The sequence below is a fragment of the Streptomyces sp. NBC_01450 genome, from assembly GCF_036227505.1.
GTDB lineage: Bacteria > Actinomycetota > Actinomycetes > Streptomycetales > Streptomycetaceae > Streptomyces.
This window is the reverse complement of the sequence record NZ_CP109480.1, coordinates 5,453,773-5,479,478: the sequence shown is the minus strand read 5'-3', so window position 1 is coordinate 5,479,478 and position 25,706 is coordinate 5,453,773. Positions and strand designations below refer to the sequence as shown.

Sequence of the window (25,706 nt, the reverse complement as noted above, 5' to 3'; positions counted from 1 at the left end):
GCTCAGCTCGGCAGCGTAAGCCCCCACCCCCCTTCCCGAACCGTCCACGTCCGCGTCCGCACAGGCCCGGACACCACGGAATCCGCCCGATACCGAAAGTCCGCCCCGGACACGGTCACCCGCCGCCCCACCACCCGCAGCGGCGAAGCCTCCGCCCCCACGGAGACCGGCCGAACCTCCACCTCCGCACCCCCGGAAACGCCGGGCGTCACGGACACCGCCTCCACCGGCTGGTCCAGATCGACCAGCGTGACCCCGTCGACCTCGACCCGCAGCCGCGAAGGCCCGGGCCCCGGCACGGACGTCACGCGCGTGGGCCGCGCCGCGAGCGTACGGACCAGCGACTGACAGGTCCGCAGCCACGCATGCCCCCCGAGCCCGGAAACCCCGCCTCCGAAACCACCGACTCCACCGACTCCACCGATACCGCCGACACCCTCCATGTCGGCCTCGTCGGCGCCCCCCGTCGCCCCGCCCGCCCCCACCGGCGGAATCCGCAACGCCCCCAACACCACCCCGTCACTCTCGTCGACCAGCAGATCGAGCCGCCGCTCGACCCCGTCGAGCACGGCCCGGGCCGCCGCGACGGCCCCCGTCGGCACCCCCAACGCCCGCGCGAGCGACAACACACCCCCGACCGGCACCAACGACACCCCACATCCGGCCAGGTCCCGCTGTCGGTGCAAAAGGGACACAGCACGCAGGAGGGCCCGGTCGTCACCGACCACGACCGGCCGCCGGGACCCTCTGCGGGCCAGCGCCCGGGCAAATTCCTCGGGGCCTTCCGGCAGGCACACTTTCGTCGTCGCACCCGCGCTGAGCACGTCTTTTGCGATCCGTACTGACTCGCCGTCCGTCCGGCGGGCGACCGGGTCGATGACCACCAGGAGCTGGTCGGAAGCCGCCACCTCGGTCATGCCTCGCTTCCTCGGGTAGCATCTTGGTGCAAGAGCCCCTTGCGCTATTGCGCCAGGGGCTTCGTCTATTCCGGGGCATCCGGTCCGACGGTCGCGGCCAAAGGAGGTCGCCGGCGTACGCAGCCGTATCGAAAACCAGCCGCGTACGTCCCCGACCTTGGACATGCCCCGCCCGGAAGGGGTGTACGCCTGTGCCCGCACTTGTGCTGCTCGGTGCTCAGTGGGGTGACGAAGGCAAGGGAAAGGCCACCGACCTGCTCGGTGGATCCGTGGATTATGTGGTGCGCTACCAGGGCGGCAACAACGCCGGCCACACGGTAGTCGTGGGCGATCAGAAGTACGCCCTCCACCTCCTCCCTTCCGGAATCCTCACACCGGAGTGCACTCCGGTGATCGGAAACGGAGTCGTCGTCGACCCGTCGGTCCTGTTCTCCGAGCTGAACGGACTGAACGAGCGCGGCGTCGACACCTCCAAGCTTCTGATCAGCGGAAACGCTCACATCATCACGCCGTACAACGTCACCGTCGACAAGGTGACGGAACGCTTCCTCGGGAAGCGGAAGATCGGTACGACCGGGCGTGGCATCGGGCCCACCTACGCGGACAAGATCAACCGCGTCGGCATCCGTATCCAGGACCTCTACGACGAGTCGATCCTGACCCAGAAGGTCGAGGCGGCGCTCGAGGTCAAGAACCAGCTGCTGACCAAGCTCTACAACCGCCGTGCCATCGAGGCGGGCCAGGTCGTCGAGGAACTGCTGGGCTACGCGGACCGGCTCAAGCCGTACGTCGCGGACACCGTCCTGATCCTGAACCAGGCGCTGGAGCAGGACAAGGTCGTGCTCTTCGAGGGCGGCCAGGGCACGCTCCTCGACATCGACCACGGCACGTACCCCTTCGTGACGTCGTCGAATCCGACCGCCGGCGGTGCCTGCACCGGTGCGGGTGTCGGCCCGACGAAGATCAGCCGGGTCATCGGCATCCTCAAGGCGTACACGACCCGTGTCGGCTCGGGCCCGTTCCCGACCGAGCTCTTCGACGAGGACGGCGACGCGCTGCGCCGTATCGGTGGCGAGCGCGGTGTCACCACCGGTCGTGACCGGCGCTGCGGCTGGTTCGACGCGGTCATCGCCCGTTACGCGACCCGTGTGAACGGTCTGACCGACTTCTTCCTCACCAAGCTGGACGTCCTGACCGGCTGGGAGGAGATCCCGGTCTGCGTGGCGTACGAGATCGACGGCAAGCGCGTCGAGGAACTCCCGTACTCGCAGACCGACTTCCACCACGCGAAGCCGGTCTACGAGAACCTCCCGGGCTGGTCCGAGGACATCACCAAGGCGAAGTCCTTCTCCGACCTCCCGAAGAACGCCCAGGCGTACGTCAAGGCGCTGGAGGACATGTCGGGCGCCCCGATCTCCGCGATCGGCGTCGGCCCGGGCCGGACCGAGACGATCGAGATCAACTCGTTCATCTAGCGGTAACCCTTCTGGTGCCAGGCGATTGGCGGATCCGTGACCCGGATCCGCCAATCGCCCTTTTTGTGCGCACAGTTGCCCTTCCTTGACCCGGTCATGGACTGTTCCTGGTTCTCGGCGGGTAGCGGCGCGAGCAGCATCTACGCGTGTAGCCCCCCGCATGGCACACGCATCTGCTCGCGTCACCGCAGCCACCCAGGAGACCTGAATGCCCGTCAATCCCATGAACCGCCGGGAGTTCGTGAAGAAGTCGGCCGTCACCGGGGCGGCCGTCACGGTCGCGGGGGCCGTCGCCGCGACCCCGGCCCAGGCTCAGGCCCCGAACCACAAGCCCGAAAAGGCGCCCCGTACCTGGTCGTTCTCCATCCTGGGCACCACCGACCTGCACAGCCACGTCTTCGACTGGGACTACTACACGGACGCGGCGTACAAGGACAGCAAGGGCAACTCCGTGGGCGTCGCCCGCGTCGCCACCCTCATCAAGCAGCAGCGTGCCGCCAAGGGCGAGGAGCGCGTCCTGCTCGTCGACGCCGGCGACATCATCCAGGGCACCTCGCTGGCGTACTACTACGCGCGCGTGGACCCGATCGTCCCCGCCACCGGCAAGCACGGACCCAAGCACCCGATGGCCGTCGCCATGAACGCCATGCGCTACGACGCCGCCGCGCTCGGCAACCACGAGTTCAACTACGGCATCGAGACCCTGCGCAAGTTCGAGAAGCAGTGTCACTTCCCGCTGCTCGGCGCCAACGCGCTGGACGCCAAGACCCTGCGCCCGGCCTTCCAGCCGTACACCGTGAAGCGCGTCCGCGTCCCCGGCGCCCCGGACATCAAGGTCGGCATCCTCGGCCTCACCAACCCGGGCATCGCCCTGTGGGACAAGGACAACGTCTCCGGGAAGATGGCGTTCACCGGGCTCGTCGAGCAGGCGAAGAAGTACGTACCGCGGATGCGCGCCCTCGGCTGCGACGTCGTGTTCCTCACCGACCACTCGGGCCTGGACGGCAGTTCGTCGTACGGCGACGAGCTGCCGTACATCGAGAACGCCTCGAACCTCGTCGCCCAGCAGGTCCCCGGCATCGACGCGATCCTCGTCGGTCACACGCACGTCGAGGTCTCGTCGTACACGGTGAAGAACGAGCAGACCGGCAAGGACGTCGTCCTCTCCGAGCCGTACTGCTGGGGCATGCGCCTGACCGTCTTCGACTTCGAGCTCGAACTCCACCACGGACAGTGGAAGGTGACGAGCACCAAGGCGCAGACCCTCAACAGCAACACGGTCGAGGAGGACCCGGAGATCACCAGGCTCCTCAAGGCCGACCACGACCTGGTCGTGAAGTACGTGAACACGCCGGTGGGCACCTGCACCGCGGACCTCTCCGCGGCCGAGGCCTGCTGGAAGGACGTCCCCGTGATGGACTTCATCCACCAGGTCCAGATGGCGACGGTCGCCTCCGGCCTGTCCACCGCCGACGCCGCCCTCCCCCTGATCTCCGTCGCGGCGCCCTTCAGCCGTACCGCCGACATCCCGGCGGGCAACGTGACCATCCGCGACGTGGCGGGGCTCTACATCTACGACAACACCCTGTACGGCAAGAAGCTCACGGGCGCCCAGCTCAAGGACTACCTGGAGTACGCGGCGAAGTACTACTACCGGGTCCCGTCCGGCACGAAGGTGGACACCGCCACCCTCACCAACGCCAACAGCTTCTGGGACTACATGTACGACACCGCCGCCGGGGTCGAGTACGACATCGACATCGCGCAGGCCGAAGGTTCGCGCATCAAGAACCTCACCTACAAGGGCGCGGCCGTCGCCGACGACCAGGTCTTCGTCGTCGCCGTCAACAACTACCGCGCCAACGGCGGCAGCGGCTATCCGCACATCGCGGCCGCCGACATCGCCTACAGCTCCACCAACGAGATCCGCCAGCTGATGATCGACTACGTCACGTCCAAGGGCAGCCTCGACCCGGCGGACTTCGCGGTCACCAACTGGAAGCTGACACAGGACGGGACGCCGGTGTTCTGAGCCGCAACCCCCTTTCTCCTCAGGCCGGGGCCGCCGACCGGATCACCCGGCCGACGGCCCCCACCCCCAGGCCCCGTCCGGCCGGAGTGCGCCTCAGCTGAAGATGATCATCGACCCTTGGGCGAGGCTGCGGGTCGCCGCCGCGTGCAGGCCGAGCCACACATGCCGCTCGCGCGCGAACGGGCTCGCGTCGTACGGGGCGGGCGCGGCCGGCTCCTCCAGATCGGTGGGAGCCATGGGCGGCTGCGGGGCGGCCGGCGGGTTCGCCGGGTCGATGCCGATCGACGGGGCCACGAACTCCAGCTCGCGCAGCAGCGTCTGGGAGGAGCCCAGGGGTCCGCCTCCGGCGAGGAGTTCGTCGTTGGCGAGCGGGTGCGGGAAGTCGACCGGGACGTACGCGCCCGCGTGGTCGTAGTGCCACACGAGGTGCGACTGCTGAGCGTTCGTCTCGAACATCTCCAGCAACTGCTCGTAGTCGCCCCCCAGTTCGTCCACCGGGGTCACCGCGAGGCCGCACATCTGGAGCAGATACGCCCGGCGCAGGAAGTGCAGCGCGTCGTAGTCGAAACCGGCGACCGGGGCCACGTCGCCGGACAGCCCCGGCATGTACGCGTACACCGGGACCGGCGGAAGTCCGGCCTCGCCCAGCGCCTTGTCGTAGAGCGCCAGTTCCTCGGCGAAGGGGTTGTCAGGGGTGTGGCACAACACGTCGACGAGCGGGACCAGCCACAGGTCACAGGCCAACAGACGGCTCCTCTAGCTCCTTGGGAAGCACGGTGGTCAGGGAAGCGTAATGGGTGGGACCCGTCCTCAGTCCCCCCTCGTGCGGATCCCTTCCCCACACCTCGTGTGCCCACCTGTCGCACCGGCGCACACGTCTCCCGCCACGACCGTACGTCGCGCTCATCCGGCGGCCAGACGTTCGAGGAGCGCGAGGGAGTGCTCGTTGTACGCGGCGATGATCGCGTGCGCCCCGTCCGGATCGCGGCGGGCCAGCGCGTCCACGAGCTCCGTGTGGCCCGCCCACAGGTGGCCCTTCAGATCCTCCACCCGACGCAGGTGCTGCACCGTGCACACCCAGGACTGGACGCGCAGGCGGTACAGGAAGTCGGCGAGGTAGGGGTTGCCGAAGAGGGCGCTCAGTTCGCGCCAGAAGCGCAGGTCGTAGCCGATGAGGATGTTCAGGTCGCCGGCCGTCGCGGCGCGCTGGGCCTCCTCGCCGCGGCGGCGGACGCCGACGAGGGCCGCGACGGCGCGCGGATCGTCGGCCTGCGCCATGCCTCCGCGGAGGAGACTCTGGAACATCCCGTCGGTGACCAGACTCCGGGCCTCGATCATGCCGCGGTAGTCGGCCAGCGAGTACTCGTGCACGCGGAAGCCACGGTGCTGGTCCGCCTCCAGGAGGCCCTGGGCCGACAGATCGACGAGAGCCTCGCGGACGGGGGTCGCGGAGACGCCGTACTGCTCGGCGATCTCCTTCACCGTGAACGCCTGCCCGGGCCGGAGCCGGCCTGCCAGCACCTCGTCGCGAAGCGCGTCAGCGATCTGCTGCCGCAGGGTGCTACGGGTCACGGCGCCGTTGCCGCCGATGCCGGGCATGGTCTCTCGCTCCCTCATCACGTACGGGCGCACCTACGCGCACTCCCTCTATGAGCACGCCACCTTACGCGGACCCGAGCTTCCTGGGGGCGCGGGGAACTGCGCGACCAACCCCCACCGGCCGTCAGCCGAAGAACTTCGGCGAGCGGGGGATGTGGGGCGAACCCCCACCCTGGGGGCGCGGGGAACTGCGCGACCAACCCCCACCCGCCCGCAGCCGAAGGAACCACCCCGGGGGTCTGGGGGCGGAGCCCCCAGGTACGGATGGGACGGGTAGGGGCGGCGGGGGCGAGAAGCCCCCGCACGGTCACACGGTGTACTCGTCCGCCACCGACAACGCCTCGTCCAGCACCGCGAGCCCCTCCTTCGCCTCCCCCTCGGAGACATTGCACGGCGGCACGACATGAGTCCGGTTCATGTTGATGAACGGCCACAGCCCCCGCGCCTTCGCCGCCGCCCCGAACGCGACCATCGGCCCATTGGCCTCCCCGGCGGCGTTGTAGGGCACCAGCGGCTCCCGCGTCTCCCGGTCCTTGACCAGCTCCAGCGCCCAGAACACCCCCGTACCGCGCACCTCACCCACACTGGGATGCCGGGCGGCCAGCTCCCGCAGCCCGGGCCCGAGCACCGTCTCCCCGATCCGCGCGGCCTGCTCGACGATGCCCTCCTCCTCCATCACGTTGATGGTGGCGACGGCGGCGGCACAGGCCAGCGGATGCCCGGAGTACGTGAGCCCGCCGGGGTAGGGCCGCCGGGCGAAGGTCTCCGCGATCGCCGAGGAGATCGCGACGCCGCCCAGCGGGACGTAGCCCGAGTTCACGCCCTTCGCGAAGGTCATGAGGTCCGGCGTCACCTCGTAGTGGTCCGCCGCGAACCACTTCCCGGTACGCCCGAACCCCGCCATGACCTCGTCCAGGATGAAGACGATCCCGTACTGGTCGCAGAGCGCGCGCACCCCCACGAGATAGCCCGGCGGCGGCGTCATGATGCCCGCCGTCCCCGGAATCGTCTCGAGGATGATGGCCGCGACGGTCCCCGGCCCCTCGAAGACGATGGTGTCCTCCAGGTGCTGCAGCGCCCGCTCGCACTCCTGCCGCTCACTGTCGGAGTGGAAGGGGGAGCGGTAGAGGAACGGCGCCCAGAAGTGGACGACCCCCGCCGCGCCGCTGTCGTTCGGCCAGCGCCGCGGGTCACCGGTGAGGTTGATCGCGGTGGAGGTGGCCCCGTGGTACGAGCGGTACGCGGAGAGCACCTTCGGACGGCCGGTGTGCAGCCGGGCCATGCGCGTGGCGTTCTCGACGGCCTCCGCGCCACCGTTGGTGAAGAAGATCTTGTCCAGGTCGCCCGGGGTCCGCTCGGCGATCAGCCGGGCCGCCTCCGAACGGGCCTCCACGGCGAAGGCGGGCGCGAACGTGGACAGGGTCGCCGCCTGTTCCTGGATCGCGGCGACGACCTTCGGGTGCTGGTAGCCGATGTTGGTGAAGACGAGCCCGCTGGTGAAGTCCAGATACCGCTTGCCTTCGTAGTCCCAGAAATACGACCCCTCCGCGCCGGCCACGGCGAGCGGGTCGATGAGCTCCTGCGCGGACCAGGAGTGGAACACGTGCGCGCGGTCCGCGGCCTTCACAGCGGCGCCGACCTGGGGGTTGGGCTGAGGAGTCATGCGCCGAAGCGTAAATGTCCACGGAGGGGGCGCGATATCGACGTCCTGTCTGTCACCGGGGGCTTTCCACGACAGTCTGTCGGGCCTGGGCGCCGGCAGGGCGCTGGGCGAGACGAGATCGACGGGGCCGCGACGGACGTCACGAAAACGCCGGGTGCTGTTACTGAACCGTAGACAGCGCCCCACCCACCGCCCCGTAGGGCCGCACTATCCTCGGGCTCGGGCGGTTGCACAGGCACGGGGGAGGGCGACACGACGATGGAGAAACTGGGGGCGGGGGAGCCGCAGCAGATCGGGGCGTACCGACTGCTCGCGCGGCTCGGTGCCGGCGGCATGGGGCGCGTCTATCTGGCCCGCTCCGACCGGGGCCGCACCGTCGCCGTGAAGCTGGTGCGCGAGGAGCTCGCCGCGCAGGAGGAGTTCCGGGCCCGCTTCCGCCAGGAGGTGCAGGCCGCGCGCCGGGTCGGCGGTCACTGGACCGCGCCCGTCCTCGACGCGGACACCGAGGCCGCCGTCCCGTGGGTGGCGACCGGATATGTCGCAGGACCGTCCCTCCAGACCGTCGTGGGCCACGACCACGGAGCGCTACCGGAACGTTCCGTCCGCATCCTCGCGGCCGGACTCGCCCACGCCCTCAAGGACATCCACGCCGCCGGGCTCATCCACCGCGACCTCAAGCCCTCCAACGTCCTCGTGACCATCGACGGCCCGCGCGTCATCGACTTCGGGATCGCGCGCGCCCTGGAGACCGTCACCGACGGCGGCCTCACCCGCACCGGCGCCCTCGTCGGCTCGCCCGGGTTCATGGCGCCCGAGCAGGTCCGCGGCGACCGTGTCACGCCCGCGTGCGACATCTTCTGCCTGGGCTCGGTCCTCTCCTACGCCGCCACCGGCGCCCTGCCCTTCGGGGCGGCGGGCAGCGGAGTGCACGCGATGATGTTCCGCATCGCGCAGGAGGATCCCGACCTGGACGGCGTACCGGAGGGCCTCGCCGACCTCGTACGGCACTGTCTGCGCAAGGACCCCGCCGCCCGCCCCGGCCTCGACGAGATCCTGGAGCGCATCGGAGCGCAGGACACCGTCGTGGACGGGCGGTCCCGCGACCCGTGGCTGCCGAGCGCGCTCGTGGCCCAACTCGGGCGGCATGCCGTGCGGCTGCTGGACACGGAGAACCCGGACGAGCGCCCCGCACCGGCCCCGGCGCCGCCCGCGCACCAGGCCGCCGTCCCCGCCCCGGAACCGGCCCAGGGATCCGCCCCGGCGGCCCTGGACCTGTCCGAGCCCCCGGCCGCACCCACCCCCGCACCCACCCCCGCTCCCGCCCCCGAGGTCGCTCCGGAGCACGCCGCCACCCCGCCCCCGCCCGGAGGACCGGCCTCGACGGAGGACCACTTCCCGACGCTGATCGCGGGCGTCGGCCAGGCGCCCCCACCGGCCGCGCCGCCCGCCGGGCACCCCGCGTACGGCCATCCCCAGCAGCACCCGAACCCCACGGGCCCGCCCGCGTACGGCTATCCGCAGGGCGGCTGGGGCACTCCCGGCTCGTACGGCCCGACGCCGCCGTACGGACCGGGCATGCCCACGACGCCGTACGGCCCCACGGGCGTCCCCGAGCCCGAGCCGCCGCGCAGAAGCGGCCGCTCCACCGCCGCCCTGATCGCCGTGGCGCTGGTCGTCGCGCTCGGCGCGGGCGGTTCCGTCTACGCGCTGATGCAGGGCGGCACGGCCAAGGGCACCGACGACGCGAAGGCGTCCTCGCCCGCGTCCACGACCCCGAACGCCCCCAACTCCCCTTCTTCCCCTCCCTCTTCTTCCTCCTCCCCCTCCTCCCCCTCCGATTCCGCCTCGCCCCGGACATCCCAGGGCGGCACGATCCCGGAGGGGTTCCTCGGCACCTGGGACGCCTCCATCGACAACGCGACGGGCCACAACACCCGCCAACTCACCATCCAGCAGGGCGGGGTGGGTGACACGGTCCTCTCGCTCGTCGCGGACGGGCCGTCCGGCAGCAGCACCTACCACTGCGTCTTCCGCGCCAGACTGACGGCGGCTCCCGGTGGCGGCGGCCCCCTGGTGATCGGCCCTTCCGAAGTCACCGGCGGCGCACCGATCTCCTCCTGCTCTCCGGGTGCCGCCTCCGAGATCACTCTCCTGTCGGACGGCCGGTTGCGCCGGGTGAACACGGGCTCGGGCGAGTCGTTGACGTACACGAAGAGCGGCTGACGAGTCGTCAGTTAGGCTGAACGGCCGCTGAACTTCACCCGGTGTATGCCGGGTGTTCCCGCCCCGAGCCGTACGGTGACCGCACCTTGGGCTCGGGGGAGTGGCTCGCGATGGAGTGGCTGAGCGCGGAGAACATTGTGGCCGTGGGGACCGCCGTGATCGGTGTCGTCGCCTCCGCGGTGATGGTCTGGTACGAACGTCGGGTGCCGCGGCGCAAGCGCATCGGCTACCGGGTGCAGATGGACAACCCGATCGGCGACGACGTGCGTTCGGGGCGCGCCAACGTACGGCTCGGGCTGTTCGACGAGACGCCGGGCATGATGGACGCCACCCTCGTGCTGCTGCGGATCGAGAACGACGGTTCGCAGAGCATCGCCGGCGACGACTACACGAGCCGTGAACGCCACGGCCTGACGGCGGTGTTCACCGACCGCACCATCCGCGGTGTGTCGGTCACCCAGCCGCCCGGCACCGACCACCTCATGGACCACTTCACCCCCGCCGCGGGCCTCAGTTACGAGAACGGCGTCCTGCGCATCCCGCGTGTCCCGCTCAACCGGGGCGAGCACTTCAAGCTCCTCGTACTGCTGTCGGGCGGGGACGTGGGGCGCGAGATACGGCTCATCGGCGGGCTGCGGGACGGCGAGGTCAGCCCCAACCGCAGTACGACACCGGACGACCAGCCGCCCCTCTTCAGCCGTGCGGCCCGGCTGATCACCGTGCTGCTGACCGCGTGTGTCGTCACGCTCGCGCTGATCGTCGTGCTGCGGGACGACTCCCGGCCGCCGATCGGCTGCGAGAAGGGCACGCTCACCGTCACCGGATCGACCGCCTTCGCGCCCGTGATGAGCGAGCTGGCGAAGAAGTACGAGCAGGACTGCGAGGGCGCCGACATCGTGGTCGACGCGCACGGGAGCACGGCGGGCGTGCGTGAACTCGGCGAAGCCGGCGCCAAGTCGGCGAAGGGCGCGCCGCCCGTCGTCGCCCTCTCCGACGGGCCCAAGCCGAGCGGGTTCCCGCAACTGCGCGAGAACCGGGTCGCGGTCTCGGTCTTCGCCCTGGTCGTGAACGACGACCTGCCCGTCCGGAACCTGTCGCTCGCCGACGTACGCCGCCTCTACCGCGGCGAGATCAAGAACTGGAAGCAGCTGGGCGGCCCCGACCGCCAGGTGTTCCTCGTCAGCCGGGACGCCAACTCCGGCACCCGCCAGGTCTTCCAGCGCCGGGTCCTGGGCCGCGGGGAGATCGCCAACTCCTCCCTGGACTGCGTCCACAAGGACGACGCGACGGCGCCGGTCGTGCGGTGCGAACTCGACTCCACGGAGCAGGTGCTGAGCACGGTGGCCGGGTTGCCCGGGGCGATCGGCTACAGCGAACTGAACCTCGCCACCGGCTACAAGGGCCTGCACCAGCTCACCCTCGACGGTCACACCGCGTCCGTGGAGGATCTGGAACACGGCACGTCCTCCTACCCGTACCGCGAGATCGAGTACGCCTACACCTACGGCCAGCCGCCCGCCGACTCCCTCGCCTCCAGCTTCCTCACCTACATCAGCCGCGGCAACGGCCAGGACGTCATCCGCACCCACGGCCACCTGCCGTGCGGTACCCCGGTGGGCCTGAAGATCTGCGGTACGAACTGATCCCACGGACGATCGCCTCACCGGCTGCGGGCCGGTGGGGGCTGGTCGCGCAGTTCCCCGCGCCCCTGAAAGCGGGGCTTCGCCCCGCACCTTCAGCCCGCCCGGCGTTCGAGGACGAGCCCTTCGGGCGATGCGGGGGTCCGGGGGCGGCTGCCCCCGGTGGGGTGCGGGTGCGGGAAAACGCTAGCGCGGCTCAGGGGGGCGCTGGCGAGGCATGTTCGGGCGCGTACCCGGCGGCAGCGGCAGCCGCCCGGCCGGTGCGCCCTCCGACCGAGGCGCCCCGGCCAGGGACGACTGGATACCCAGCGGCGCGGGCCCCGTCCGGAACTCCACCATCCAGTCCGCCGTCTCCACGCGCACCAACTCGGTCACATCCTCCGAAAACCTGCGCAACACCCCCAGGCACCGATCCGCCGCCTCACTGGCGGTCCCCTCCGTCGGCCCCAGGACCTCCCGCACGCTCTCCGATGCCCAGTCGAACTGCAACGCCTGCAACCGCCGCTGTACGGCCTGCGCGGTCGCCACGTCCCTTATCCACCCGGAGGTCACCCCGAAGAACCGGTCCCCGGCGACGCACGCGACCCCGAGCAGCAGCGCGAGATACCCCCAGGGGGCGACCCCGCCGACCACTCCCGTGAGGTCCAGCAGAGGAAGCGCGGCCCCGGCCACCGCCCCCGTCGCCGCCCCGCCCCGCAGCGCACGCGCCCCCCGCCGCTTCCACACCCGGTCCGCGAGATACCAGGACGCCGTGTCGAGCGCCCCCCGCTCCACCCACCGGTACAACTCATGGAGCCGCTCGGCCGGCTCCCCCCAGTCCCCGAGCGGAAACGTCCGGCCGGTCAGATCACCCGGCCGGGTCCCCGCGGCCCCGTCGTCCCGCCCGTCCTGGGGCGGCCCCTCGGGCTGCATCTCCGGCTGGCTCACCCGGCACTCCCTACTGGAGAAGGACGACGAAGGACGAAGCTGTTGATGTCGCTGGTGACGTTGTGTCTGGTGACGTTGTGTGATGTCAAGTGACGCGTGGTGCCGAAGCGCCGCCCCCTTCCTACCGCCCAATGGGTGGCGATGGCCCGAGTTTCGCCGCTTTTCCGCCCGGAAGAGGGTCTTGATCAGGTATGGGCTTCGGGGTCGTCTCACTCGAAAGAGTGCTTGGGCGACGGCCCCGCCAACCACGTAGGCTCGTGCTGAACGGGAAAAGCCCGTCCAGACAGCCGTACGAAGCAGGAGCTGATCGTGATTCCCGGTGGTGGCCAGCCCAACATGCAGCAGCTGCTCCAGCAGGCCCAGAAGATGCAGCAGGACCTCGCCAACGCGCAGGAGGAACTCGCGCGCACCGAGGTCGAAGGACAGGCGGGCGGCGGCCTGGTGAGGGCGACGGTGACGGGCTCGGGCGAGCTGCGTGCCCTGGTCATCGACCCGAAGGCCGTGGACCCCGAGGACACCGAGACCCTCGCCGACCTGGTCGTCGCGGCGGTCCAGGCGGCCAACGAGAACGCCCAGGCGCTCCAGCAGCAGAAGCTCGGCCCCCTTGCCCAGGGCCTCGGCGGCAGCGGCATCCCCGGCCTGCCCTTCTAAGACCGGCGGCGGCCAACTACCGTACGTACTGAAAGATTCCAGGAAGGGCGGCAGTCCGTGTACGAAGGCGTGGTCCAGGACCTCATCGACGAGTTGGGGCGGCTGCCCGGCGTCGGTCCCAAGAGCGCGCAGCGGATCGCCTTCCACATCCTGCAGGCCGAGCCGACGGACGTCCGCCGGCTCGCGCAGTGCCTCATGGAGGTCAAGGCGAAGGTCCGGTTCTGCGCGACCTGCGGCAATGTGGCGCAGGAGGAACTGTGCAACATCTGCCGCGACCCGCGCCGGGATCTGACCGTCATCTGTGTGGTCGAGGAGCCCAAGGACGTCGTCGCGGTCGAGCGGACGCGTGAGTTCCGGGGCAAGTACCACGTGCTGGGCGGCGCGATCAGCCCGATCGAGGGCGTCGGCCCCGACGACCTCCGGATAAGGGAACTCCTCGCCCGTCTCGCCGACGGCGCGGTCACGGAGCTCATCCTCGCCACGGACCCGAACCTGGAGGGCGAGGCGACGGCCACGTACCTCGCCCGCATGATCAAGCCCATGGGCCTCAGGGTCACCCGCCTGGCCAGCGGCCTCCCGGTGGGTGGCGACCTGGAATACGCGGACGAGGTCACACTCGGCCGCGCCTTCGAGGGGAGACGACTCCTAGATGTCTGACGCCACGCTGCACGCGACCAGTCAGGACCCCGACGACTTCGTGGTCCAGATCGCGGACCAGGTCGAGAGCTTCATCGTCGCTGTCACCGAAGTGGCGAAGGGCGACGAGCCGGACTCGGCCGTGCCCTTCCTCCTCCTGGAGGTCTCCCAGCTGCTGCTGGCGGGCGGCCGTCTCGGCGCGCACGAGGACATCGTCCCCGACGAGCGCTACGAGCCGGACCTCGGTCCGGAGCCGGACGTCGACGACCTGCGCGAGCGCCTCGCGGTCATGCTGGACCCGATCGACGTCTACTCCGAGGTCTTCGACCCGTACGAACCGCGCAAGGCCCCGGTGGCCTGCCGCATCTCGGACGACCTCGCGGACGTCATCACCGATCTGCGTCACGGCATGGCCCACTACCGCGCGGGCCGCACCACCGAGGCCCTGTGGTGGTGGCAGTTCTCCTACTTCTCCAACTGGGGGTCCACGGCCTCGGCGGCCCTGCGAGCCCTCCAGTCCCTGGTGGCCCACGTCCGCCTGAACCAGCCCCTGGACGACCTCAACGGCCTCGACACCGACCAGGACCTCGGCGAGGAGGTCCTCGCGGAGGAGGCGGGCCGGGTCATGGCCGAGGAGATCGGCGAGCAGCTCGGCATCAGGTCGTCCAAATAGCCCCGGTCCGGGGTCGGGTCAGACGTGGGGTACTTGGGGCCGGACCCATAACTCGACGGCCACGCCGCCGAGTTCACCCCGATGTCGCGGCGTCGACGTCACCACCACCCACAGGGCCGGGAGGTCCCGCAGCCACCGACGACCCGCGGCCGCCGTGCGACGCGAGGGGCCGTGCCGGTGCGTCGCAAGCCCGTCGCTTACGTCCGGATCGAGCAGCGGCTCCCTTGCCCGGCCCACGTCTGATCCAGCGGCGACGGGCTCGACGTACCGGCACGGCCCCGCCCCACCCCCGACACCTGGCGCACCCGGCACCCCACCTGGCGCACCCGGCACCCCACCCGGCGCACCCGGCACCCGCCCCGGCGCACCCGGCACCCCACCACCGCACCCAAACCGCACCCGGCGCCTCGCACGCAGTCACCCCAGCCCCCACAACCCCTTCCCCAGCGTGGTGAGCCCCCCGGTCAACGCCAGCAACAGAACCAGCATCCGGGCCCGCTGCTCCGGCACCCGTTCGGCCAGCACCTTCCCGACCGAGGCCCCCACCACCATCCCCGCCAGCACGACCCCCCAGCGCGACGCCCCAAGACGCGGAACGCCGTTCGCGGCCACCGAGAAGGCGTTCACCACCACCCCGTAGAACAGCGCGTTCGGCACGAACTCCCGTACCGTCCATCCCGCGTTGAGGGCGTACAGCGAGACCGGCGGACCCCCCACCCCGGCGGCGGAGTTCATGAACCCGCCCGCCGCCCCCGCGGCCACCGCACCCCGCGTGCCGCGCAGCGCGGGCAGCCGGGTGCCCCGCATGACCACGACCACGGCCACGGTCACCAGTGCGCCCATGAACGCGAGCAGCGCGGCCGGCGGCAACCGCCGGGCCACCCAGCTGCCCACCGGGACGGTCAGCGCCGCCGCCACGCACAACGGCACCATGGCGCGCGGTCGCACCCGCCGCCAGCCACCGGCCAGCCCCACGACGCAGATGGCCCCGGCGGCGCAGTTCGCGAGGACGACACCCTGGGTCGGCCCGAGCAGCAGCACCAGCGCCGGCACGGCGACGAGCGCGAAGCCCATCCCGGTCAGCCATTGCACACAGGACCCCAACAGCACGATCCCGCCCAGCATCAACTCGCCCGTCACCCACGCCCCCTACCCCACTACCTCACCCGGCACCCCCGCACGCCCGTCATCGTGCCCGAGAGTCAAGGCGCGGCGGCCTCGTGGGACACACCTCGCGGCCACCTTTCTTACGGCGTCTCGTGTGACACGGGGCACTTTCCGGAGTGGCGGGGCGTGTGGGCGGGCAGGTGCCGCTCGGAGCGGCCGGAGGAACCCTGCCGAAACCGGTGGATCTGACGACTCCGGTGGACTTCCGATGGACCCTGACGGTCCGGAGTGATCACGTCGTGAGCGGGACATCTCACGATGCGAGACTCCGGAAGGGAAATCCGGCCGCTCGTTAGACTGAGCCGACCGCAGTTGTGCGGTGCAGAGACGGATTGAGCGAGGAGCGCACGTGGGCCTTGTCGTGCAGAAGTACGGAGGCTCCTCCGTAGCCGATGCCGAGGGCATCAAGCGCGTCGCCAAGCGAATCGTGGAAGCGAAGAAGAACGGCCACCAGGTGGTCGTGGTCGTTTCCGCGATGGGCGACACGACGGACGAGCTGATCGATCTCGCCGAGCAGGTATCTCCGATGCCCAGCGGACGAGAGTTCGACATGCTGCTGACCGCCGGAGAGCGGATCTCCATGGCCCTGCTGGCGATGGCGATCAAAAACCTGGGCCACAGCGCCCAGAGCTTCACCGGCAGCCAGGCAGGCGTCATCACCGACTCGGTCCACAACAAAGCGCGGATCATCGATGTCACGCCGGGCCGTATCCGGACGGCGCTCGACGAGGGCAACATCGCCATCGTCGCCGGCTTCCAGGGCGTCTCGCAGGACAAGAAGGACATCACCACGCTCGGGCGCGGCGGGTCCGACACCACGGCCGTCGCGCTCGCCGCGGCGCTTGACGCCGAGGTCTGCGAGATCTACACCGACGTGGACGGCGTGTTCACCGCCGACCCGCGGGTGGTGAAGAAGGCGAAGAAGATCGACTGGATCGCCTTCGAGGACATGCTGGAGCTCGCCGCCTCCGGCTCCAAGGTGCTGCTCCACCGCTGTGTGGAGTACGCCCGCCGCTACAACATCCCGATCCACGTGCGCTCGTCCTTCAGCGGACTGCAGGGCACCTGGGTCAGCAGCGCACCGATCAAGCAAGGGGACCAGAAGGTGGAGCAGGCCATCATTTCCGGTGTCGCTCACGACACCTCCGAGGCCAAGGTCACGGTCGTCGGTGTCCCGGACAAGCCGGGCGAGGCCGCCTCGATCTTCCGCGCCATCGCCGATGCCGAGATCAACATCGACATGGTCGTGCAGAACGTGTCCGCCGCCTCCACCGGCCTGACGGACATCTCCTTCACCCTCCCCAAGACCGAGGGCCGCAAGGCCATCGACGCCCTGGAGAAGGCGAAGAACGTGATCGGCTTCGACTCGCTGCGCTACGACGACCAGATCGGCAAGATCTCGCTCGTCGGCGCGGGCATGAAGACGAACCCGGGTGTCACGGCCGGCTTCTTCGAGGCGCTGTCCGACGCGGGGGTGAACATCGAGCTGATCTCCACCTCCGAGATCCGTATCTCGGTGGTCACGCGTGCCGACGACGTCCCCGAGGCCGTCCGCGCGGTGCACACCGCCTTCGGACTCGACTCCGACAGCGACGAGGCCGTCGTCTACGGAGGCACCGGACGATGACCGTCCTTTCCTGCGGCGGCACTGGCCGCCGCTGATGGCCGGGACCGCAGGACCGACGCTGGCGGTCGTCGGCGCGACCGGGGCCGTCGGCACGGTCATGCTCCAGATCCTGTCCCAGCACGCGGACATCTGGGGCGAGATCCGTCTGCTCGCCTCCCCGCGCTCGGCCGGCCGCAAGCTGGCCGTGCGCGGCGAGGAGGTCGAGGTGCTGGCGCTCAGCGAAGCCGCCTTCGACGGGGTCGACGTGGCGATGTTCGACGTCCCCGACGAGGTGGCCGCGCAGTGGGCGCCGATCGCCGCGGCCAAGGGTGTCGTCGTGGTCGACAACTCGGGTGCGTTCCGGATGGACGCGGACGTGCCCCTGGTCGTCCCCGAGGTGAATCCGCACGCGGTGCGCGTGCGCCCGCGCGGGATCATCTCCAACCCGAACTGCACCACCCTCTCCATGATCGTGGCGCTCGGCGCGCTGCACGCCGAGTTCGGCCTGCGCGAGCTGGTCGTCTCCTCGTACCAGGCGGTGAGCGGCGCCGGGCGCGCCGGCGTCGAAACCCTGCGCCAGCAGCTGTCCCTCGTCGCCGGTACGGAACTGGGGACCAGCCCCGGTGACGTACGCCGGGCCGTGGGTGACAACACGGGCCCCTTCCCGGAGCCGGTGGCGCTGAACGTCGTCCCGTGGGCCGGGTCGCTGCGCGAGGACGGCTGGTCCTCGGAGGAGATGAAGGTACGGGACGAGACCCGCAAGATCCTCGGGCTGCCGGACCTGCCCGTGGCCGTGACCTGCGTCCGCGTCCCGGTCGTGACCACGCACTCCCTCACCGTGCACGCCCGCTTCGAGGGCAAGGTCACCGTGACCAAGGCCCGTGAGATCCTGGCCACCGCACCCGGGGTCGTCCTGTTCGACAACCCGGCCGCCGGGGAGTTCCCCACCCCCGCGGACGTCGTCGGCACCGACCCGACCTGGGTGGGCCGCGTACGCCGGGCCCTCGACGACCCGACCGCCCTCGAACTCTTCGTCTGCGGCGACAACCTCCGCAAGGGCGCCGCCCTCAACACGGCCCAGATCGCGGAGCTGGTGGCGGCGCACCTCTGAGCGTCGGGCGGCTCGCCGGGGAGGGACGGGCGCGGCGGCCCCCGAGCGCCGACTTGCCTGGCCGGTAAGTTTCCCTGCTCAGGGTGGCCAGGGAGCAAAATCTCCCTGGCCATCCCGGGATTCGTTTGTAGGATCTGTGTCAGCTGTGTGGCCGGAATAATGGTCCGGACCACTTGTACGGGACCCGCTTGGCGTTCGAAGATTTCCCTCCCCGTTCTCCGCAACCGCGCGGAGGGCGGGGAGCGTCTTTGCGGTCGCCCTGACGGGTGTCCGGGGGCGGCAGCACGGCATAACGGGGCATAGGGGATGAGCTAGTACGCATGAGGGCATTCAATGCACCGCCGGACGCGCCACCGGTCGCGTCGGCAGGCGTTGCGGCACATGGTCCCGCGGGCGTTGCGGGGTGCGTGAGGGCGGGTCTTGTGGAGCGCGTGGGGACGGGCGTTGTGGGACGCGTGGGGGCAGGCGTTGTGCGGTGCGGGGGAGCGGGCGTTGTGGGGCGTGTGGGAGCGGGCGGTCCGGTCGGTGTGAATCCTGAAGCGAATGTGATGCCTGTCGCGTACAACCCTCACGGGGGGAAGCGTGTCCAACTGGCGTGGCAGAGGTTCTCGAATTCACCGCGGTACAGACCAGGGGCGCGCCCCTGCGTCCACCCCGCCGACTCCGCAGCCCCGGCGTGCCCGGCGGCATGCCGGTGATCGCGCCCATGCCTGCAGCGCGGCCCGCCCGCATACCGAGTCAGCGCGACGGCGCTGAGGACAGCATGGCCGCCGGCACCACGGTGGACCATCTCACCGAGACCTACCGCGCCCATTACCGGTCGCTGCTGGGCCTCGCGGCACTCCTGCTCGACGACACCGCCTCCTGCGAGGACGTCGTCCAGGAGGCCTTCATCCGGGTGCACTCGGCGCGCAAACGCGTCCGTGACCCCGAGAAGACGCTCGCGTATCTGCGTCAGACCGTCGTCAACCTCTCGCGTTCCGCCCTGCGCCGGCGCATCCTCGGCCTCAAGCTCCTCTCGAAGCCGATGCCCGACATGGCGAGCGCGGAGGAGGGCGCGTACGACCAGCTGGAGCGCGACGCCCTGATCAAGGCGATGAAGGGCCTCCAGCGCCGTCAGCGCGAGGTCCTCGTCCTGCGCTACTTCGCGGACATGACCGAGGCCCAGGTCGCCGAGACCCTCGGGATATCGCTCGGGTCGGTCAAGGCGTACGGCTCGCGCGGCATCGCCGCGCTCCGTGTCGCCATGGAGGCCCCGGCATGAGCCAGCGACGCGACAACCACGACCGACACGAGCCCTATGAATGGCATGAGCCGACAGACCGGGCCACGCCCGCTGAAGACGAGCAAGAGCACGAGCAGCAAGCTGGGAACGGAACTGTGAACCACGGACCCGACGCAAACGGCCCCCACCCCCAGGGCCCGGACGCGCTGGGCCCGGACGCGCTGGGCCCCGACGCACTGGGCGCCGACGCATTCGGCTCGGACGAGCTGGCACTGCGGCGGCTGCTGCACCAGGCCGTCGAGGAGATCGAACCCACCGACGGCACGCTGGAGCACCTTCGTCGCGCGGTCCCCGCACGACGGGCCCGCAAGCGTCAGGCCATCGTCGGTATGGCCGCCGCCGCGCTCTTCATCGGCACCGCCGTCCCCGCCCTCGTGCACGTCTCGAACGCCTCCGGGGCGAACGCCGACCCGTCCATAGCGGGCAACAGCTCCCAGGCCCAGGGCGGCACCAGCCAGGGCAAGGACCCCGACGGCGGCGAGAGCTCCGCGGGTGGCACCTCCGGCACCTCCAAGGGCACGGACAAGGGCGGCAAGCCCGGCAAGCCCGACAAGGGCAAGGGGACGAGCACCGGCTCGGCCACCGGCGGCCCCGATCCATCGGCCTCGGCCGTGATCGCGCCCCCGTGTGGGCCGGCCCAGCTCGGCGGGGCCACCAGCACCGTCGGCTCCCCGGACGCCACCGGCGCGGTCTACGGCTCCTTCACTCTCTCGAACATCTCCGCCACCAGCTGCACCGTCAGCGGCGCGGGCACGGTCGGCTTCCTCGCGCAGGGCGCCGCGGACTCGGCCAAGATCAGCGTGGCGACGCATGTGGCGGGCGACGCGGCCACCGGGCTGCCCGACCCCTCCACGGAGGTCGCCTCGGTGGTGCTGAAGCCGAGTACCTCGTACGTCGTCAAGTTCGCCTGGGTGCCCTCGGAGACCTGTCCGACCATCGGCGGACAGCCGACCCCGACCCCGACCGCCACGGAGAGTGCCACCCCCGGCGGCACCGTCGGGGACGCCGGTGGCACGGGTACCTCGACCCAGCTCATGACGGAGGACGGTGGCGTGGCCGACGGCAGCGTCTCCGTGTCCTACACGGCGGGGACGGGCTCGGCCACGGCCTCGACGACCGTGCCCAACGCGTGCGCCGGGACGGTCTACCGGACGGGGATGCTGTCGGCGTCCTGAGGCGTCCTACCGGACGGGAACGCTGTCGACGTCCTGAGGGGCGTCGGCGGCGGCTTCGGCGACCGTGGCTTCTTCTTCGTCATGATCCGGGACGAGACCCAGCTCCGCGTCCCGCGCGAACTCCGCCTCGCGGCGCAGCAGCCGGAACCACATGAAGACCACGAAGCCCGCGAAGACGAACCACTCACCGGTGTAACCGAGGTTCTGGAACGCCTTCAGGTCCAGGCCGGTGCCCTGCGGCGCGCTCGCGGGCACCGCGCGCATCCCGCCGTCGGCCTTCGTGAGGGTGATCCAGGCGTCGTACACCTTGTACGGCACCAGGTTCACCAGTGACGCCGAGCTGATCGCGCCGGTCTGTCCGGCGGGCAGACCTCCGGCGGCGGTGACGCCGTCCGACCCCGGACTCTCGGACGCCTGGAGCGCGCCCGTGACGGTGACCTCACCGGTCGGGGCGGGCGGCGCCTTCGCCGGGTCGGCGTCTCCGGGCAGCCAGCCCCGCACGACGGGCAGTGCCTTGCCGCCGACGCCGTCGACGCGCAGCAGTGTCAGTACGTAGAACCCGTGCCTGCCGTCGAGCTCGCGGCCCGGTACGAGGAGCTGCTTGCCGTACCGGCCGGTCGCGGTGGCCTGCTTTCCGGACGTCTCCGTGCTCACGGGCAGCAGCCGGTCGAGCGGACGGGCCGCCTCCGTCCTGGCCGCGGTGATCTGCTCACCGGCCGCGCGGTGGTCCTGCACCCGCGCCTCGAACCGGCTCAACTGCCACGACCCCATGAAGATGCAGAAGGGGATGGCCAACAGCACGAAGACGTTGATCCCCCACCAGCGGGGCGTCAGCAGGAACCGGTACACGACTTCAAAGGTACGGTGCCGCCGCACCGGACTCGGCTTCGGGGCCCTTTCCGGGGGCGCGGGTCGGGGAAGTTATCCACAGGCTGGGGGCCTCGCCGACGCGGGGCCGGTCGGGCCAGGCACTATGGGGCCATGACTGAGAGCAACGGGTCCATCGAGCAGCAGCAGGCAGCCATGCCCGACTGGGAGAAGCGCTTCAGGGCGCCGCGGGTGTCGCTGCCCGACTGGGCGGAGGACGCCCCGCACCGCGCGCTGTTCGTCTCCAACGCGACGGGGACGTACGAGCTGTACGCGTGGGACCGCGCGACGGGGGAGCAGCGCCAGGTCACGAACCGGGTGAACGGTACGACGGACGGGGTGCTCTCCCCGGACGGCGAGTGGATCTGGTGGTTCGACGACAAGGACGGGGACGAGTTCGGCATCTGGCGCCGCCGGCGCTTCACCGCCCCCGAGGCCACGGACACGGTGGACTCCGTCGACCGTGCCGACGAACCCGCCGCTCCGGGTCTGGAGCCTTCCTACCCCGGCGGCCTGGCCATCGGCAGGGACGGCCGTACCGCGGTCGTGGGCCGCTCCACGGACGAGGACGGCTCGACGATCCACGTGGCTCGCTCCGGTGAGGAGCCGGTGGAGATCTACCGCCACCGGGAGTCGGCGGGCGTCGGCGACCTCTCGCACGACGGCTCGCTGATCGCCGTCGAGCACACCGAGCACGGCGACGCGATGCACTCGGCGCTGCGGGTGCTGCGCCCGGACGGCTCGACGGTCGCCGAGCTCGACGACACCAAGGACGGCACGGTCGAGCTGGGCCTGGAAGTGCTCGGCTTCGCCCCCGTCGACGGCGACACCCGCCTCCTCATCGGCCATCAGAGGCGCGGCCGTTGGGAGCCCCTGGTGTGGGACGTGGTGACGGGGGAGGAGACGGACCTCGCCCTGGACCTCCCCGGCGACGTGGCGGCCGAGTGGTATCCCGACGGTTCGGCCCTTCTCATCGCCCACAGCTTCGAGGCCCGAAGCGACCTGTGGCGCTACGACCTGGCGACCCGCGAGCTGGTCCAGGTGCCGACCCCGCAGGGCACGGTCTCCGGGGCGACGGCCCGCCCCGACGGAACCGTGGAGTACCTGTGGTCCTCGGCGGCCGAGCCGTCCGTGGTCCGCTCGACGACGGGCGAGATCGTCCTCGATCCCCCCGGCCTGAAGTCCCCGGGCTCGGTCCCGGTGGAGGACGTGTGGGTGGAGGGCCCCGGCGGCCGCATCCACGCCCTCATCCAGAAGCCGGCGGGCACGACGGGCCCCCTGCCCACGGTCTTCGACATCCACGGCGGCCCGACCTGGCACGACAGCGACTCCTTCGCGGCGGGCCCGGCGGCCTGGGTGGACCACGGGTACGCGGTGGTCCGGATCAACTACCGAGGCTCCACGGGCTACGGCCGTGAGTGGACGGACGCCCTCAAACACCGAGTCGGCCTGATCGAGCTGGAGGACATCGCGGCGGTCCGGGAATGGGCGGTGACGTCCGGCCTCGCCGACCCCACCCGCCTGATCCTCACCGGCGGCTCCTGGGGCGGCTACCTCACCCTCCTCGGCCTCGGCACGCAACCGGAGGCGTGGACCCTCGGCATCGCCGCCGTCCCGGTCGCCGACTACGTGACGGCGTACCACGACGAGATGGAAGCCCTGAAGGCGATGGACCGCACCCTCCTCGGCGGCACCCCCGAGGAGGTCCCCGAACGCTTCGAGGCGTCCTCCCCCCTCACCTACGTCGACGCGGTCAAGGCCCCCGTCTACATCTCGGCCGGCGTCAACGACCCCCGCTGCCCCATCCGCCAGATCGACAACTACGTGGACCGCCTCACCGCCCGCAGCGCCATCCACGAGGTCTACCGCTACGACGCGGGCCACGGCTCCCTGGTCGTGGACGAACGCATCAAACAGGTAAAACTGGAACTCGACTTCGCAAACAGACACCTGCCCCAGTAGGCGGGACGGAGAGCGACTTTCGGCTGCGCGCAGCGGCGCAGCCCTGCGGAGCCCCTTGGCGGGGGGGTGCCTCTATGTTCTTCGTCAAGCGTCTGGGCAGCCTCTGCCCGGGGTTCGATCTTCTCTGTGGGGCGTGAGACTGTCTGGTCGTGCCAGAGATGACGAGTGGGTTGGAGGCAGCCTTGGCTGAGGCGTCGTCTCCTTCGTGGACCCAGCGTGTTCGTGCCGGGCGTGACCTTGCTTCCTTCGCTGATGTTTCTGAGGCTGCGGAAGCGTTGGTGGGGCTGCTGCTGGACGTCGAGGACACGGCGGTGACCCGGCAGACGGCAGAGGCTTTGACCCGGGTGGGGACGGTGGCCGCCATAAGGCTTATCGCTCTCGCGGTTGCCGAGGCTGACGACAACCAGGCCGAGTGGCTGCAGACCGGGGTGCATGACGCGCTCGTGGGACCGGGCGGTGTGCCGGACGTCGCAGCGGCCTGCGGGAAGCTCGCCCGGGACCCGGAAGAAGCTGTCCGTCGGGGGGCCGCAGATATCTCGGCATGGGCAGACGACCCATGGTGTTGATCTGCGTCAGCCTTCCTGTGGACTGGTTCATGCAGCCGTCGCCTGGGGGACGCGGGGTTCGTAGAAGGTGCCGTCGCGGAGCATGGCGAACAGGACGCTGATGCGTTGGCGGGCGAGGCGGAGGAGGGCTTGGGTGTGGGTCTTTCCGCGGGCCCGGCATCGGTCGTAGTAGGTGCGGGAGGCGGGATCGGCGTTCATGCAGGCGAAGGCGGAGAGGAACATGGCGCGTTTGAGCTGCCGGTTTCCGCCTCGTGGTGCGTGTTCGCCGTGGATCGAGGTGCCCGACGACTTCGTGGTCGGGGCAAGTCCGGCGTAGGAGGCGAGGTGGGCTGCGGTGGGGAAGCTGGTGCCGTCGCCGACGGTGACCAGCAGGACGGCGGCGGTCCTGACGCCGACGCCGGGCATCGATGTCAGGACCGGGGAAAGAGGGTGTGCCTCCAGCAGGGCGTTGATCTGGGCTTCCAGGGCCCGGCGTTGTTCGTGGACCGCGGCGAGCGAGCGGGCCAGGGAGGGCACGACGATGTCGAGGGTGCCGGTCCCCGGGACCACGACGGTCTGTTCGTCCAACGCGTCGAAGACGTCGTCGATCAGCCGGGCGGCCATGCGCGGGGCCTTGGGCCGGATGAGCTCGACGAGCCTGCGGCGGCCGGCTTTGCGCAGGGCGGTCGGGGAGCCGTAGCGCTCCAGCAGCCAGGTGACGGCCTGGTGGTCCAGACGCGGGCCCAGGACGCGTTCCAGCGACGGGTGGAACTGGGTGAGCAGGCCGCGTATCCGGTTGGAAGTGCGGGTGGCCTCGGCGGCAAGGTCCTGGTCGAAGCCCACGAGCACGGTCAGTTCGGCGGTGATCTCGTCGGTGAGTTCCAGCGAGCGCAGGGTGTGCGGCAGGGTGCGGGCGGCGTCCGCGATGACCGCGGCATCCTTCGCGTCGGTCTTGGCCTCGCCCGGGTAGAGGTCGGCGATCCGGCGCATGGCCAGTCCGGGCAGGTAGGCGACCTTGCAGCCCGCGTCCCGGGCCACGGTGAGCGGGAGGGCGCCGATGGAGGCGGGCTGGTCCACGATCACCAGGACGGTGCCGAACTTGGCCTTGAGCTTGTCGAAGACGGCCCGCAGCTTCGGCTCGCTGTTGGGCAGCTGCTTGTCGAGGACCTTCTTCCCGGCCGGGGTGAGCCCGTGGCCGTGATGAGCACTCTTGCCGACGTCCAGGCCGAGGAACACGCCCACGTCTTCGGGGTCGAACATCGCGCCCTTCCCAGGGTGTTGAACGTGCCGGCCTCGGCGGTGGTGTCGTACGCGCGCATCCACGTTATGCAGACCTGCCGCCCGCGAGCTGTCCGGCATTGCGCCGGACCGGGCGGTGGCCGGACCTCTCATCAGCGTCTCCGACGGCACCTCCCAGGCCCGGCGACACCACCCCCCAGGTCATGCCTTCGACAGGGGGCAAAAGTCATACCGGGCCCGGAGGCCAGCGGCCCTCTTGCAGGACCGCGAAAAACATAACGGGGCTGGGGCGGAGCCCCAGAGGGATGGGACG

Annotated in this window: 21 protein-coding genes; 13 read left to right on the top strand and 8 right to left on the bottom strand. The window is 70.7% G+C overall.

What is annotated here, in order from left to right; all coding sequences use genetic code 11:
- Positions 1-2 precede the first annotated feature (2 nt).
- On the bottom strand, positions 3-917 hold the full coding sequence (locus tag OG568_RS24315; protein WP_329533084.1) for a diacylglycerol kinase: 915 nt from the start codon (positions 915-917) through the stop codon (positions 3-5).
- A 191-nt stretch (positions 918-1,108) separates the two neighbouring features.
- Here OG568_RS24315 and OG568_RS24310 point away from each other — a divergent pair, with 191 nt between their 5' ends.
- Both OG568_RS24310 and OG568_RS24305 read left to right on the top strand, forming a co-directional pair.
- Complete coding sequence (locus tag OG568_RS24310; protein WP_266432034.1) at positions 1,109-2,392, top strand: adenylosuccinate synthase; 1,284 nt, start codon at positions 1,109-1,111, stop codon at positions 2,390-2,392.
- A gap of 208 nt (positions 2,393-2,600) precedes the next feature.
- Positions 2,601-4,424, top strand: coding sequence for a bifunctional metallophosphatase/5'-nucleotidase (locus OG568_RS24305; RefSeq protein WP_329533083.1), 1,824 nt, complete (start codon positions 2,601-2,603; stop codon positions 4,422-4,424).
- 93 nt (positions 4,425-4,517) lie between these two features.
- Here the strand turns inward: OG568_RS24305 and OG568_RS24300 are convergent, their stop codons facing one another.
- The 3 genes from OG568_RS24300 to OG568_RS24290 all read right to left on the bottom strand — a co-directional run bounded on the left by OG568_RS24300 (position 4,518) and on the right by OG568_RS24290 (position 7,686).
- Positions 4,518-5,168 carry a hypothetical protein gene (locus tag OG568_RS24300; protein ID WP_266584327.1) on the bottom strand — a complete coding sequence of 217 codons (651 nt, stop codon included), beginning with the start codon at positions 5,166-5,168 and terminating at the stop codon, positions 4,518-4,520.
- Between the two features lie 159 nt (positions 5,169-5,327).
- Complete coding sequence (locus OG568_RS24295) at positions 5,328-6,023, bottom strand: GntR family transcriptional regulator (RefSeq protein WP_266591294.1); 696 nt, start codon at positions 6,021-6,023, stop codon at positions 5,328-5,330.
- Positions 6,024-6,330: 307 nt separating this feature from the next.
- A complete protein-coding gene (locus OG568_RS24290) occupies positions 6,331-7,686 on the bottom strand; it encodes an aspartate aminotransferase family protein (RefSeq protein WP_329533082.1) in 1,356 nt (451 codons plus the stop codon).
- A 258-nt stretch (positions 7,687-7,944) separates the two neighbouring features.
- Here OG568_RS24290 and OG568_RS24285 point away from each other — a divergent pair, with 258 nt between their 5' ends.
- Positions 7,945-9,909: a serine/threonine-protein kinase gene (locus OG568_RS24285; RefSeq protein ID WP_329533081.1), complete on the top strand. Its 1,965-nt coding sequence runs from the start codon at positions 7,945-7,947 to the stop codon at positions 9,907-9,909.
- A 110-nt stretch (positions 9,910-10,019) separates the two neighbouring features.
- The gene (locus tag OG568_RS24280; protein ID WP_266584333.1) at positions 10,020-11,552 is read left to right on the top strand and encodes a substrate-binding domain-containing protein; all 1,533 of its coding nucleotides are present in this window, start codon (positions 10,020-10,022) and stop codon (positions 11,550-11,552) included.
- A 183-nt stretch (positions 11,553-11,735) separates the two neighbouring features.
- Here the strand turns inward: OG568_RS24280 and OG568_RS24275 are convergent, their stop codons facing one another.
- Positions 11,736-12,476: an SLATT domain-containing protein gene (locus tag OG568_RS24275; protein WP_266432025.1), complete on the bottom strand. Its 741-nt coding sequence runs from the start codon at positions 12,474-12,476 to the stop codon at positions 11,736-11,738.
- A 309-nt stretch (positions 12,477-12,785) separates the two neighbouring features.
- Between OG568_RS24275 and OG568_RS24270 the strand changes: the two genes are divergently transcribed.
- The 3 genes from OG568_RS24270 to OG568_RS24260 are packed head-to-tail and all read left to right on the top strand — an operon-like array spanning position 12,786 to position 14,436.
- Complete coding sequence (locus tag OG568_RS24270) at positions 12,786-13,127, top strand: YbaB/EbfC family nucleoid-associated protein (RefSeq protein ID WP_266432024.1); 342 nt, start codon at positions 12,786-12,788, stop codon at positions 13,125-13,127.
- Between the two features lie 57 nt (positions 13,128-13,184).
- Positions 13,185-13,784 (top strand): recombination mediator RecR, encoded by a 600-nt coding sequence (gene recR / locus OG568_RS24265; RefSeq protein WP_329533080.1) that lies wholly within the window; start codon positions 13,185-13,187, stop codon positions 13,782-13,784.
- On the top strand, positions 13,777-14,436 hold the full coding sequence (locus OG568_RS24260) for a DUF5063 domain-containing protein (protein WP_266432021.1): 660 nt from the start codon (positions 13,777-13,779) through the stop codon (positions 14,434-14,436). The genes recR and OG568_RS24260 overlap by 8 nt, the downstream gene beginning before the upstream one ends.
- Positions 14,437-14,853: 417 nt before the next feature.
- On the opposite strand, the gene OG568_RS24255 is transcribed toward OG568_RS24260, so the two are convergent.
- A complete protein-coding gene (locus OG568_RS24255; RefSeq protein ID WP_329536434.1) occupies positions 14,854-15,561 on the bottom strand; it encodes a sulfite exporter TauE/SafE family protein in 708 nt (235 codons plus the stop codon).
- Positions 15,562-15,952: 391 nt separating this feature from the next.
- On the opposite strand from OG568_RS24255, the gene OG568_RS24250 reads away from it, so the two are divergent.
- The 4 genes from OG568_RS24250 (at position 15,953) to OG568_RS24235 (ending at position 20,780) form a co-directional block, all read left to right on the top strand.
- Positions 15,953-17,230: an aspartate kinase gene (locus OG568_RS24250; RefSeq protein WP_101399547.1), complete on the top strand. Its 1,278-nt coding sequence runs from the start codon at positions 15,953-15,955 to the stop codon at positions 17,228-17,230.
- A 34-nt stretch (positions 17,231-17,264) separates the two neighbouring features.
- Positions 17,265-18,320, top strand: a complete 1,056-nt coding sequence (locus OG568_RS24245) for an aspartate-semialdehyde dehydrogenase (RefSeq protein WP_266584339.1) — start codon at positions 17,265-17,267, stop codon at positions 18,318-18,320.
- A 595-nt stretch (positions 18,321-18,915) separates the two neighbouring features.
- On the top strand, positions 18,916-19,584 hold the full coding sequence (locus OG568_RS24240; RefSeq protein WP_266432016.1) for a SigE family RNA polymerase sigma factor: 669 nt from the start codon (positions 18,916-18,918) through the stop codon (positions 19,582-19,584).
- Between the two features lie 116 nt (positions 19,585-19,700).
- Complete coding sequence (locus OG568_RS24235; protein ID WP_329533079.1) at positions 19,701-20,780, top strand: hypothetical protein; 1,080 nt, start codon at positions 19,701-19,703, stop codon at positions 20,778-20,780.
- 6 nt (positions 20,781-20,786) lie between these two features.
- Here the strand turns inward: OG568_RS24235 and OG568_RS24230 are convergent, their stop codons facing one another.
- Positions 20,787-21,629, bottom strand: a complete 843-nt coding sequence (locus tag OG568_RS24230) for an SURF1 family protein (RefSeq protein WP_329533078.1) — start codon at positions 21,627-21,629, stop codon at positions 20,787-20,789.
- A 132-nt stretch (positions 21,630-21,761) separates the two neighbouring features.
- On the opposite strand from OG568_RS24230, the gene OG568_RS24225 reads away from it, so the two are divergent.
- Positions 21,762-23,609 carry a S9 family peptidase gene (locus OG568_RS24225; RefSeq protein ID WP_329533077.1) on the top strand — a complete coding sequence of 616 codons (1,848 nt, stop codon included), beginning with the start codon at positions 21,762-21,764 and terminating at the stop codon, positions 23,607-23,609.
- A 158-nt stretch (positions 23,610-23,767) separates the two neighbouring features.
- The gene (locus OG568_RS24220) at positions 23,768-24,175 is read left to right on the top strand and encodes a hypothetical protein (protein ID WP_329536432.1); all 408 of its coding nucleotides are present in this window, start codon (positions 23,768-23,770) and stop codon (positions 24,173-24,175) included.
- 27 nt (positions 24,176-24,202) lie between these two features.
- Here the strand turns inward: OG568_RS24220 and OG568_RS24215 are convergent, their stop codons facing one another.
- Positions 24,203-25,414 carry an IS110 family transposase gene (locus tag OG568_RS24215; RefSeq protein WP_329533076.1) on the bottom strand — a complete coding sequence of 404 codons (1,212 nt, stop codon included), beginning with the start codon at positions 25,412-25,414 and terminating at the stop codon, positions 24,203-24,205.
- Positions 25,415-25,706 lie beyond the last annotated feature (292 nt).

What these genes read in the sequence shown, in the direction of transcription:
- OG568_RS24315 (WP_329533084.1), bottom strand. Translation starts at nt 917, where the DNA reads ATGACCGAGGTGGCGGCTTCCGACCAGCTCCTGGTGGTCATCGACCCG.
- OG568_RS24305 (WP_329533083.1), top strand. Translation starts at nt 2,601, where the DNA reads ATGCCCGTCAATCCCATGAACCGCCGGGAGTTCGTGAAGAAGTCGGCC.
- OG568_RS24295 (WP_266591294.1), bottom strand. Translation starts at nt 6,023, where the DNA reads ATGCCCGGCATCGGCGGCAACGGCGCCGTGACCCGTAGCACCCTGCGG.
- OG568_RS24290 (WP_329533082.1), bottom strand. Translation starts at nt 7,686, where the DNA reads ATGACTCCTCAGCCCAACCCCCAGGTCGGCGCCGCTGTGAAGGCCGCG.
- OG568_RS24285 (WP_329533081.1), top strand. Translation starts at nt 7,945, where the DNA reads ATGGAGAAACTGGGGGCGGGGGAGCCGCAGCAGATCGGGGCGTACCGA.
- OG568_RS24280 (WP_266584333.1), top strand. Translation starts at nt 10,020, where the DNA reads ATGGAGTGGCTGAGCGCGGAGAACATTGTGGCCGTGGGGACCGCCGTG.
- OG568_RS24260 (WP_266432021.1), top strand. Translation starts at nt 13,777, where the DNA reads ATGTCTGACGCCACGCTGCACGCGACCAGTCAGGACCCCGACGACTTC.
- OG568_RS24255 (WP_329536434.1), bottom strand. Translation starts at nt 15,561, where the DNA reads ATGCTGGGCGGGATCGTGCTGTTGGGGTCCTGTGTGCAATGGCTGACC.
- OG568_RS24245 (WP_266584339.1), top strand. Translation starts at nt 17,265, where the DNA reads ATGGCCGGGACCGCAGGACCGACGCTGGCGGTCGTCGGCGCGACCGGG.
- OG568_RS24225 (WP_329533077.1), top strand. Translation starts at nt 21,762, where the DNA reads ATGACTGAGAGCAACGGGTCCATCGAGCAGCAGCAGGCAGCCATGCCC.
- OG568_RS24220 (WP_329536432.1), top strand. Translation starts at nt 23,768, where the DNA reads ATGACGAGTGGGTTGGAGGCAGCCTTGGCTGAGGCGTCGTCTCCTTCG.
- OG568_RS24215 (WP_329533076.1), bottom strand. Translation starts at nt 25,414, where the DNA reads ATGTTCGACCCCGAAGACGTGGGCGTGTTCCTCGGCCTGGACGTCGGC.